Origin of the sequence: Devosia yakushimensis (genome assembly GCF_030159855.1) — a bacterium.
Lineage (GTDB): Bacteria > Pseudomonadota > Alphaproteobacteria > Rhizobiales > Devosiaceae > Devosia > Devosia yakushimensis.
The window spans coordinates 1,752,979-1,763,821 of the sequence record NZ_BSNG01000001.1 but is presented as its reverse complement, the minus strand read 5'-3'; the positions used below and the strand labels follow the sequence as shown (position 1 = coordinate 1,763,821).

The window sequence follows — 10,843 nt, the reverse complement described above, 5'->3', positions numbered from 1 at the left end:
CCAAAGGATACCGACTCCGCAACGCGCACGACGCTGGCGCAGTCCTACCGGGTTTGGTGGTGAGCCGTCCAGCGGGGAGGGATGGAGCTCAATTCAATAACACCCGCTGCGCTTCCCTCGGGCTCGACCCGAGGGCCACTCGCCGCTTGTGCCGGGTTGGGAGAGGCCCTCGGGTCAGGCTCGAGGGAGGCGATTGTGGGTGGGGGAGGGATGGTGCCCAAAAGATGTGTTAAGCCCTCGCCCTCGACGACCACCCTATTACCCCCAAAAAGCGACAAGCGATGTTCGACATCTATTTCGTCCCTTCTTCGTGCTCCGCCATGCCGGAGGACCCACGCGGATTGGAGCATGCGGGTTCCATCGACCTCGCTGCGCATCGCTCCCTGGCTCCTGTCTTGGACCAATGCAGGCAAGCGGGAGCAGACCTCAGCTATTTCGACGACACGCTACTGCGGCCGGACCAGGTTTTGACGATGCTGGGCGTGTTCAACGCGAATGCCGACACGCTCGGCGCTGAGCGTGGGCCGCGTGCCGCGTTCGAGACGATGCACGGGATGCTTGCTCGCGCCGCGAAACAAGGCATGGGGCTTGCGGCATTCTGCGACTGATGCGGGGAAGGGCGCGGATAGCGTAGCAGGGGCAGCGCTGGTTCAACCTCCGCCGCTTCCCTTGGGCTTGACCCGAGGGGCACTCGCCGCTTGCGCCGGGTTGGGAGAGGCCCTCGGGTCAAGCCCGAGCGAGGCGATTGAGGTTGGGGAGGGATATGCTTTCGGCCCCACCAGGGGACAAAAACCTCGCGCTTTCGCGGGAATGACACCGTGGAGGAAAAACGACCTCTGGCAAGCAGGCGGGTAGCGCGGCACCATTCGGGCGCCGCGCTGCGATATTACCCCGCCAGAGCCCCACGATTGGCCGCCAGAAATGCCTCCAGCGCTTCCGGCTTGCGGTTGGTGAACTGCTCCACCGTATCGGTGACGATGGCATGATAGCCGCCAGCCGCGTCGATATCGAAGGCCACCATCACATCGGCCATGCCGGCCGGCAGGCCGGCGGCGACCAGGCCTCCGCGCAGCTGGTCGGTGGTGAGGCCCACGCGCGCCACCGGCTTGCCGCTCAGCTTGGCGAATTCGGTGGCGAGCGCTTCCTGGGTCACGGCGGCGGGGCCGGTGACGTCGAGGATGAGCTGGCCTTCGGCGGTCAGCAGGGCACCTGCGGCGGTATCGGCCGCGTCCTTGCGCGCCACATAGGAGCGGCCACCGCCATTGGTGGCGTCATAGAGCTGGCCCGAACCGATGGCCGAACCGGCGCCCAGCAGGGTGATTTCGGCATAGATGTGATTGCGCAGGAAGGTGAAGTCGAGCCCCGCAGCGGCGATGGCGACCTCGGTCCAGTAATGCTCGGGGGAAACCCCGGTGCCGGGATTGGGCCGCGGATTGGGCGCCGAGGTATAGACAATGTGCTTGACCCCGGCAGCCTTGGCGGCGGCAACGGCATTGCGCTGCTGCTCGATGCGGCTGCCGACCGCGTCGGTGCTGATCAGCAGCACGCGCTCGGCCCCGGCAAAGCCGGCTTCAAGGCTCGCCTTGTCGTTGAAGTCCAGCTTGCGCACCTCAACGCCCTTGGCGGCCAGATCGGCCAGCTTGGACGGATCGCGCGTGCCGGCGATGATCTTGGTGGCGCCGCGCGCCAGCAGGGCCTCGACCGCCAGGCGCCCGAAATGTCCTGAAGCCCCGGTGACGAGCAGGGCGCTGTTCTTGAAATCTGCCATTTGTCTCTCCTTGGTTGGCACCGCTCCCTTGCAGCAGATGCGCCGAGAGAGTAGGTATCGATTAGAGAGTGCCTATCTAGGATGCCATTTGGCGCGGCGAAAGGAGGCACTTTCTCGGGACAACGTCACCTGGAGGTAACTCACGTGCGAACCTTGCAAGAGGAAGCCAGCCATTATGTCGAAAAGTGGAGCAGCAATGCCGGGCCGATCGGCAATTGCCCGGTGCGCGGCGTGCTCGACAAGATTGGCGACAAATGGAGCATGCTGCTGATATTGACGCTGGCGGCCGGCCCCCGGCGCTTTAACCAGCTGCGCCGCGAAATTCCCGATATTTCCCAGAAGATGCTGACCCAGACCCTGCGCGAATTGCAGCGGGACGGGCTGATTTCGCGTCATGTCTTCGATACCAAGCCGCCTTCGGTCGAGTATCGGCTGACCGCTTTGGGCGGTTCGCTGACGGAGCCGCTCAGCTATCTGATCCGCTGGGCCGACCAGCATTACGGCCAGATCGATCGCTCCCGCACCGATTTCGACAAGGCGGCCTGATTTTTTCTTCGGCGAATAGTCGAAGCCTTGTGCAGCCAAGCGTCGCGGAGATGACCGGATGCCGGTCACTCAGCAACAAGGAGCAAATCCATGCGTTTGGATGCCATCGAAGTCGTTACGCTATTCGTCGAGGATATCGGCGCCGCCAAGGCCTTTTACCAAAAGGTCTTCAACCCGGAAGTTCTCGGCGAGGACGAAGCCTCGGCGCTGCTCAAATTTTCGGGCGCCATGATCAACCTGCTGCGGGCCAGTCAAGCGCCCATGCTGGTCACGCCATCGCCCGTCGGCGCGGCGGATTCAGGGCCGCGCATGCTGTTTACCGTGCGGGTCGACGATGTCGATGCGGCCTATGCCGAGCTGCAAGGCAAGGGCGTCACATTCCTCAACGGCCCCATCAACCGGCCTTGGGGCCGCCGCACCGCCACCTTCGCCGACCCGGCCGGCCATGCCTGGGAACTGGCGCAGGTCATTGGCTGAGGACTCGTATCACCCACGGTGTCATTCCGGCCTGCGCCGGGATGACGCCCGCAGTGAGGTCGATCGGGGGCTAGGCTTCGTCCGGATAATGGCCCTTGGTCTGCCCGACCATTTTGGCCAGCTCGGCAAACGAGGCGATACTGGTTTCCGATGCGCTGTTATTGGCCAGTTGCAGCAGCCGGGCAGGGAAAGCCACGGCGTCGCGGCCGGACGGGTTCATTTCCTCGGTCAGCCGCTCGTCGCCCAGGGCGGTCTGCTCGGCGCGCCGCAGGGCGGTGTCCACCTCCTGGCGCGTCAGCACGCCTTTGGCGACCAGCGCATTGTTGATGGACGCAACGGCCAGATAGAGCCCCTGTAGCTGAAGGTTCGAGACGTTCATCATTCCTCCCGGATGCTTGTGTCACTTGCAGAGAAAATGTCCGATAGGGCCGCGGAGTTGCGTCGTCAGGCCACTCCCGCCTCCAGAATAGTGAGCCGCCCGGCGGCACAATCGATCCGCACCCTGGCGCCATAGGGCAGGGTGAGCATGGGCTGGGTATGGCCGAAATCGAGGCCCGACAACACCGGCAGGTCGGCGCGCCCGGCTTCGCCCAACGCGGTCAGCAGCGCCTGCTCCTGCCTCTCGCGATAATGGGCGTCGCCCTTGGGATCGGGCCGCGCCAGGATAATGCCGTTCAGCACGCCCAGAATGCCTTGCGCCGCATAATTGCGCAGCCAATAGCGCAGAAATTCGACAGGCGGCGCCTCTTCGGAGGTTTCGATGAAGAGGATCGCGCCGCGCCATGCCTCGAGCGGCGGCCACCATGCCGTGCCCTTGACCATTTCCAGCACCTCGGCGCAGCCTCCCAGCAAATGCCCCTCCGCAATGCCGTGGCCCTGCAGCACAAGCGGCGCATCGGCCGGTTGCAGGCGCCGCCGCTGCTGCTGCAAGGCCGGATCGCCCCATTCCAGGCGCTCGGCCGTCCAGCCCTCGGTATTGAGCGGCACCGGGCCCGCCGGTTCGCTGCTGAACAGCACCCGCCGCACGCCATCGGCAGTATAGCGGTGCATGCCGCCATTCTCGGCAAAGCCGGCCATGATGCTGGGACCATAGAATGAGGTAATCCCCGCCGCGTAGCAGGCTAGGTGCAGGCTCGTCGTATCGGAAAAGCCGAGGAACACTTTCGGATTCTGCCGGAGGACCTCGAGATCGAGATAGGGCAGCAGCCGGATGCAGTCGTCCCCACCGATCGAGCTGAATATGCCGGCGATGGATTCGTCGGCAAAGGCCGCCATCAGATCCTCGGCGCGGGCCTGGGGATTGGCCGAAAGCCAAGCCGCATCCGCTCTGGCATGTGCCATGTCGATCACCGTGACGCCGAACTCCGCCTCGAGCTGCCGCTTGCCGGCCTCATAGCGCTGCGGAAAAATGCCCGGCCCGCCCCAGGACGGGCTCACCACGGCAATCCGGTCGCCGGCCGCAAGGGCTCGCGGTTTTAGCAGCGTCATCGTCGTCTCCCCCGGCGGCTTTTTCGCTCAACTCAGCTTTAGCCGCTCGATCGTCTGCAACCAACCGGCTTCGATGCCCAGCGCGAACCATTCACGCGCTTTTTCGTCGCTGACATGGGGCGGGACCTCAAGCCGGCAGATCATTTCCGTGCCGCCGCCCGGCATGGGGTTGAACAGCAGTGTAACGAGCAGGGCATCGTCCAGCCCGCCGGCGAGATCGGGCCAGCCGCCCACGGCGCCGAAATTGAAGACCAGCTTCCTCGGCGGGTCGATCTCGCGATAAATCCCGCCCGTCACATAGGACTTGCCGGGATGCTCGACCATGAGCTGCCGCCAGGCGCCGCCAACCCGCAGGTCGACCTCGGGCGCCTGTTCGACCGGCATGCCGGGATTGAAGAACCAGCCCAGCAGATCGGGCTCGGTCCAGGCGGCAAAGACGGCCTGGGGCGGCACCGGATAGGTGCGGGTGACAGTGAAACCGCGCTTTTGAGGCTGGCCATTCATGACGCGTCTCCTTTGGGCTTGAGCATGGTGTTCAATTGGTCTCCGAGCCGGTCGAACCGCTCACCGAAAAAGGCCCGGTATTGGCCAATCCACTGATCGGCGGCCTCGAGCGGAGCCGTTTCGAGCCGGCAGGGCCGGTATTGTGCGGACCGCTCCTTGACGACCAGCCCCGCCTCCTCGAGCACCTTGAGATGCCGGGAAATCGTCGGCAGGGTGGTGGCGAACGGCTCGGCCAGTTCATTGACAGTGGCCGGCCCTTCCGTCAGCCGGGCAAGGATGGCCCGCCGTGTCGGATCGGCCAAGGCGGCGAAGGTAATGGTGAGCTGGTCCTGCATATTTGCTCATATACGTAATTACGTTGTTGAGTAAATACAAAGCCAGGAGCACCGAGTCAAGCCGGTCCATTCAGACGGCGCGCCGTGCTCTCCACAGCTTCCCCCGGCTAAAATTAGCAATTCCGGGCGAAATCGCTTACATATTGGCTAGTTCGAACAAGCAAGAATCACCCAGTGACCGATACGCCTGACAACGGAACCGGCGCGCCGCAGCCGTCCGATATCTCCCTGATCTCGATCACCGACGAGATGCGCAAATCCTATCTCGATTACGCCATGAGCGTGATCGTGAGCCGGGCGCTGCCCGATGTGCGGGACGGCTTGAAGCCGGTGCATCGCCGTATCCTGTTCTCGATGAACGAGAATGGCTACGAGTACAACAAGCCCTATCGCAAATCGGCCCGCGTGGTCGGCGACGTTATCGGTAAATACCACCCGCACGGCGATCAGTCGGTCTATATGGCCCTGGTTCGCATGGCCCAGGATTTTTCCATGGGCGAATTGCTGGTGGAAGGGCAGGGCAATTTCGGCTCGGTCGATGGCGATATGCCCGCCGCCATGCGTTACACCGAAGTGCGCATGCAGAAGATCACCAATTCCCTGCTCGATGATCTCGACAAGGACACGGTCGACTTCAAGGAAAACTATGACGGCTCCGAAAAGGAGCCGACCGTGCTGCCGGCGCGCTTTCCCAATATGCTGGTCAATGGCGGCGGCGGCATCGCGGTGGGCATGGCCACCAATATTCCCACCCATAATCTGGGCGAAACCATCAGCGCAGCCCTGCTGCTGCTCGACAATGAGAACGCCACGACCGAAGAACTGCTCGAAGTGCTGCCCGGGCCCGATTTCCCCACCGGGGGCATTATCCTGGGTCGCGCCGGCATCCGCTCGGCCTACGAGACCGGGCGTGGCTCCGTGTTGGTGCGCGGGCGCGTTGCGGTTGAGGAAGTGCGCAAGGAGCGCGAGGCGCTCATCATCACTGAGCTGCCTTATCAGGTGAACAAGGCCGCGCTGGTCGAAAAGATCGCCGAACTGGTGCGCGACAAGCGCATCGAGGGCATTGCCGACATGCGCGACGAATCCTCGCGCGAGGGCATGCGCGTCGTCGTCGAAATCAAGCGCGATGCGCTGGCCGATGTCGTGCTCAACCAGCTCTACCGCTTCACTGCGCTGCAATCCTCCTTCGGCTGCAATTTCGTCGCGCTCAATGGCGGCAAGCCGCAGCTGATGAACCTCAAGGAAATCCTCGGCGCCTTCATCGATTTCCGTCACGAGGTGGTTACCCGTCGCGCCCGGTTCCTCCTCAACAAGGCCCGCGACCGCGCCCATATCCTGGTGGGCCTGGCCGTGGCCGTGGCCAATATCGACGAAGTTATCGCCCTGATCCGCACCGCGCCCGATCCGGCAACGGCGCGCGAGCAACTGATGACCCGCCGCTGGCCGGCGGCCGATGTGGAGCCGCTGATCAAGCTGATCGACGATCCGCGTCACCGCATCAATGATGACGGCACGTTCAATCTGTCCGAGGAACAGGCCCGCGCCATCCTCGAGCTGCGCCTGGCCCGCCTGACGGCGCTGGGCCGCGATGAAATCGGCGATGAACTCAACGGCCTGGGCGCGGAAATCGAGGACTATCTCGATATCCTGCGGTCGCGCGAACGGGTGATCGAGATCATCCGCACCGAACTCACCGAGATCAAGGAACAGTTCGCCACCCCGCGCCGCACCGAAATTTCCGACGTTGTTGGCGATTTCGACGACGAGGACCTGATTGCCCGCGAGGACATGGTGGTGACCATTTCCCACGAGGGTTACATCAAGCGCGTGCCGCTCTCGACCTATCGGGCGCAGAACCGTGGCGGCAAGGGCCGCTCGGGCATGGCCACCCGCGAGGAAGATTTCGTTTCCCGGCTCTTTGTCGCCAATACCCATACCCCGGTGCTGTTCTTCACCAATCGGGGCATTGCCTACAAGCTCAAGGTGTGGCGTCTGCCGCTGGCGGCCGCCAATGCGCGCGGCAAGGCATTGATCAATATCCTGCCACTGGAACAGGGCGAACGGCTGACCACCATCATGCCGCTGCCCGAGGACGAGACCAGCTGGGCCAATCTCGACATCATGTTTGCCACGACGCGCGGTACCGTGCGCCGCAACTCGCTGGCCGACTTCGTCGAAGTGCGCCAGAACGGCAAGATCGCCATGAAGCTCGATGAGGGCGATGCGATCGTGGGCGTCGAGACGGCCACCGCCAATAATGACGTGCTGCTGACCACGGCGCTGGGGCAGGCCATTCGCTTCCAGGTGGATGATGTGCGCGTGTTCAAGGGCCGCGACTCCATGGGTGTGCGCGGCATCGCGTTGGCCAAGGACGATACGGTCATCTCCATGGCTGTTATCAACCACTCCGATGCCAGCGCCGAAGAACGCGCCGCCTATCTCAAGATGAGCCGCGCCGTGCGTGGCGAGGGTGAAAGCGAAGAAAACGGCTCGGACGAGGGCGATGTGGTTGCCGGCGAACTGAGCCAGGAACGCTATGCCCAGATGAGCGCGGTCGAGCAGTTCATCCTCACCATCTCCGAAAACGGCTATGGCAAGCGCACCTCCAGCCACGAATACCGGATCACCGGCCGTGGCGGTAAGGGCATCGTCGCCATGGCGGTCAACAAGCGCAATGGCAACCTCGTCGCCAGCTTCCCCGTGGCCGATGACGACCAGATCATGCTGATCAGCGACGGCGGCCAGACCATCCGCCTGCCGGTGGGCGGCGACAAGCCCATCCGTATCGTCTCGCGCGGCAGCCAGGGCGTCATCGTCTTCGACACCGCCGAAGACGAGAAGGTCGTCTCGGTCGAGCATATCAGCGAGCCCGAGGAAGATGAGGAAACTCCGGACAGCCCGGAAGCCCCGGACGGCCCGGAAGCTCCAGAGGCGCCGGAAACACCTCCTAGCGAATAAGAAAAAGGGCGCTTCGGCGCCCTTTTTTGTTTTCCTGGGTGTTGGGGGGCTCTGCCACGACCTCGTCCCACACAGCGCCATTCCCGCGTAGGCGGGAATCCATTCTTCGCTCCGAGGAACTTGGAAGATGGATTCCCGCCTACGCGGGGAATGACGTCGGGGAGAAGAAACGGTCTATGGGTCGCCGGCCGAGATTATCTCCCGATTCACCTCACCCTCTATCGCTTCCCTCGGGCTTGACCCGAGGGCCACCCGCCGCTTGCGCCGGGTTGAGAGAGACCCTCGGGTCAAGCCCGAGGGAAGCGATGGTGATTGTTGCGAGACGTGTATCCACCCCCGGCAACTGCAACCCACGCACCCCCTTGCACTTTCCCCCACACAATGGCTTGCTCACCCTCGGTAGGAGTCCATCACCGGCTCCTGTAAGGAGCCACCATGATCGACCCCGCAATCATTCTGCCTTACATCCTGGCCTGCCTGCTGTTCTCCATCATTCCCGGGCCGTCGGTATCGGTGGTGATCGCCAATTCGCTAGCGGGCGGCACTAAAGCGGGGCTCTTCACCATTTTGGGGACCGAATTGAGCATGCTCAGCATGGTCTTCATCGTCGCCATTGGCCTTGAGGCCGTGATGAACGTCGTCTCCGGTGCCTTCGAAATCATCAAACTGGTCGGCGCCGCCTATCTGATCTGGATCGGCTGGAAAATGTTCCGCTCTTCCGGCCGGCTCAATTTCGCCGATGGCGCGCGCCTGCCGATCGGCCGCTATATCTGGCAGGGTGCCCTGACCAATTGGTCCAATCCCAAAACCCTGCTGTTCCTCAGCGCCTTCCTACCCCAATTCATCGATGTGAGCCGGCCCGCCTTTGGCCAGATCATGATCCTGGGCCTCATCGTCATGGCCGTCGCTACCGCCAGCGATTGCCTCTATGCCGTGGCAGCCGGGCAGGCCCGGCACCTGCTGACCGCGGCCCGTGTACGGCTGGTCAACCGGGTTTCGGGCGTCATCCTGATGATGGGCGGCGTGTGGCTGGCTCTGCAGAAACGCGCCTGATGGCCGATCCGCAATCGTCCGGTTACCGGTCGCTCATGGCGCTGCCGGCGCCACGCTGGCTGGCCGCGGCGAGCCTGCCGGCCGATTTCGCCGATTGGCTGGACTATGCCGCCGTGGTGGCGCTGCTGGTCTTTGTGTGGGGCGAGGGGCCTTTCGTCATGGCGCTCTTCGCCCTGGCATTGACGCTACCCTATGTAACGGCCGGCCCGCTGCTCTCGATGGTTGTCGACCGCTCGCCTTTGGGGCGCGTGCTTTTTCTCAGCAATCTGGGCCGGGGCGTGGTTACCCTGGCGCTGCTCTTCGCGCCCAATACGGCGATCGTGCTGATCCTGGTCTTTGTGCGCGGCTGCGTTGATTCTGCCTTCAATCCGGCTCGCCAGGCGGCCATCCAGGCCACGACCCCGCCGGAAATGCTCTCGGCCGCCAATGGCCTGCACCAAGCCATCAACCAGACCTCCAAGATCGCGGGACCCGCGCTGGGCGGCCTTTTGCTGGCGGTCATGCCGGCCCAGGGCGTGTTCGGCATTAATGCCGTGCTCTCCCTTGTCGCCGCCGCCATTGTCCTGCGGCTCAACCTGCCGGCCCGGCCACCATCGGAACCGCAGGGCGATTTCCGCTCCGAACTTCTGGCCGGCGCCGCCGAATTCCGCCGCAGCCGCCTGCTGCTGGCCGCGCTGGTGTTCTCGGCCATCGCCTATTTCGCCTTCTTCCTCTACGACACGCTGATCGCCCTGCTGGCCGACGAATTCGGCTATGGCCCGACAGCCTTCGGCCTTTCCATCGCCGCCTCCGGCGCCGGTGGCCTCTTTGCCGCCATGCTGGCCGGGCGGGTCACCGCCAAAAATCCCATTGGCGGCATGATCACCGGCGCATTCGTCGCCGGCATCATTGCCTGCCTCATCGCCGCAGCGGCCATAACGGACCTCAAGCCACCTGTCCTGCTCTTCTTCCTCACCATGGCCATCGCCGCCGGCTCCACCACCTTCATGCTCGTGCCCTACCGCACCATCATCCAGGCCGAAGCCCCGCCTGACCGCATTGCCCGCGTCTTCGCCGCCGGGGAGGCCGTCACCATGGCCGTCATGCTCTCGGCCCCCTTTATCGGCAGCGTCATCGCCACCGCCTACGGCACCGGCATGGCCTTCCTGGCGGGTGGCGTCGTGCTGCTGGTGCTGGCATCGGCAGCCCTCATCGTGCAGCGCAGCGGCGCAATCCGATGAAGATTCTGGATCTGAACGACACCCCCGATCTCAAACCCATCGTCGCCGACCGAATCTGGCAGGCATTTTGGCGCCCATACGGCGCCGCGCTCAGCGATGTCGAAACAGCCCTGGCCGACGTTCTGGCAGGCGGACCATTCCGCTTCAGTCTCGTCGCGACCGATGGCGAGCAGTTCCTCGGCACCGCGACAGCCATAGAATCCGACCTGGCCGCCCGGCCGCTTCTTTCCCCCTGGATCGCGGCCCTCTGGGTCGAGCCCGAAATGCGCGGGCAGGGGATTGCCGAAGCCCTGCTCAAAGTCGCCACGGCAAGGCTCTTCGAACAGGGCATGTCGCCGGTCTATCTCTGCGCCAAGCCGCATATGCAGGGCTTCTATCAGCGGCTCGGCTGGAGCCTGATGGAGCAGGATGTCGGGCCCGACAGGCTCGACGTGTTCACGCGCCACGCGGTTCAGCGCTTGCATTCAGTCATCAACCCATGACACAAACCGCGC

The 10,843-nt window shown here is 63.9% G+C and carries 12 protein-coding genes; 7 read left to right on the top strand and 5 right to left on the bottom strand.

The features are described 5' to 3' along the window. The first annotated feature begins 281 nt into the window (after positions 1–281). Positions 282–608, top strand: coding sequence for a hypothetical protein (locus QQL79_RS08660; RefSeq protein ID WP_284389873.1), 327 nt, complete (start codon positions 282–284; stop codon positions 606–608). Positions 609–886: 278 nt separating this feature from the next. Here QQL79_RS08660 and QQL79_RS08655 read toward each other — a convergent pair whose 3' ends face one another. Then, entirely contained in the window at positions 887–1,768 is an 882-nt protein-coding gene (locus QQL79_RS08655) for an NAD(P)H-binding protein (RefSeq protein ID WP_284389870.1), read from the bottom strand. A 144-nt stretch (positions 1,769–1,912) separates the two neighbouring features. On the opposite strand from QQL79_RS08655, the gene QQL79_RS08650 reads away from it, so the two are divergent. Both QQL79_RS08650 and QQL79_RS08645 read left to right on the top strand, forming a co-directional pair. Beyond that, entirely contained in the window at positions 1,913–2,314 is a 402-nt protein-coding gene (locus QQL79_RS08650; RefSeq protein WP_284389868.1) for a winged helix-turn-helix transcriptional regulator, read from the top strand. A 90-nt stretch (positions 2,315–2,404) separates the two neighbouring features. Continuing rightward, a complete protein-coding gene (locus tag QQL79_RS08645) occupies positions 2,405–2,791 on the top strand; it encodes a VOC family protein (RefSeq protein ID WP_284389866.1) in 387 nt (128 codons plus the stop codon). Between the two features lie 70 nt (positions 2,792–2,861). Here the strand turns inward: QQL79_RS08645 and QQL79_RS08640 are convergent, their stop codons facing one another. The 4 genes from QQL79_RS08640 to QQL79_RS08625 form a co-directional block, all read right to left on the bottom strand. Next, entirely contained in the window at positions 2,862–3,170 is a 309-nt protein-coding gene (locus QQL79_RS08640) for a hypothetical protein (protein ID WP_284389864.1), read from the bottom strand. Positions 3,171–3,235: 65 nt separating this feature from the next. Further along, positions 3,236–4,279, bottom strand: a complete 1,044-nt coding sequence (locus QQL79_RS08635; RefSeq protein WP_284389863.1) for a S66 family peptidase — start codon at positions 4,277–4,279, stop codon at positions 3,236–3,238. Between the two features lie 27 nt (positions 4,280–4,306). Further along, entirely contained in the window at positions 4,307–4,783 is a 477-nt protein-coding gene (locus QQL79_RS08630; RefSeq protein ID WP_284389861.1) for an SRPBCC family protein, read from the bottom strand. Beyond that, the gene (locus tag QQL79_RS08625) at positions 4,780–5,118 is read right to left on the bottom strand and encodes an ArsR/SmtB family transcription factor (protein ID WP_284389859.1); all 339 of its coding nucleotides are present in this window, start codon (positions 5,116–5,118) and stop codon (positions 4,780–4,782) included. Before QQL79_RS08625 ends, QQL79_RS08630 begins: the two co-directional genes overlap by 4 nt. Positions 5,119–5,292: 174 nt before the next feature. Between QQL79_RS08625 and gyrA the strand changes: the two genes are divergently transcribed. From gyrA to QQL79_RS08605, 4 genes are all read left to right on the top strand, one after another. Continuing rightward, complete coding sequence (gene gyrA, locus QQL79_RS08620) at positions 5,293–8,076, top strand: DNA gyrase subunit A (RefSeq protein ID WP_284389857.1); 2,784 nt, start codon at positions 5,293–5,295, stop codon at positions 8,074–8,076. Positions 8,077–8,511: 435 nt separating this feature from the next. Next, positions 8,512–9,129 (top strand): LysE family translocator, encoded by a 618-nt coding sequence (locus tag QQL79_RS08615; RefSeq protein WP_284389855.1) that lies wholly within the window; start codon positions 8,512–8,514, stop codon positions 9,127–9,129. Beyond that, the gene (locus tag QQL79_RS08610; protein ID WP_284389852.1) at positions 9,129–10,349 is read left to right on the top strand and encodes an MFS transporter; all 1,221 of its coding nucleotides are present in this window, start codon (positions 9,129–9,131) and stop codon (positions 10,347–10,349) included. The genes QQL79_RS08615 and QQL79_RS08610 overlap by 1 nt, the downstream gene beginning before the upstream one ends. Then, positions 10,346–10,831 carry a GNAT family N-acetyltransferase gene (locus QQL79_RS08605; RefSeq protein ID WP_284389850.1) on the top strand — a complete coding sequence of 162 codons (486 nt, stop codon included), beginning with the start codon at positions 10,346–10,348 and terminating at the stop codon, positions 10,829–10,831. Before QQL79_RS08610 ends, QQL79_RS08605 begins: the two co-directional genes overlap by 4 nt. Positions 10,832–10,843: the final 12 nt, after the last annotated feature.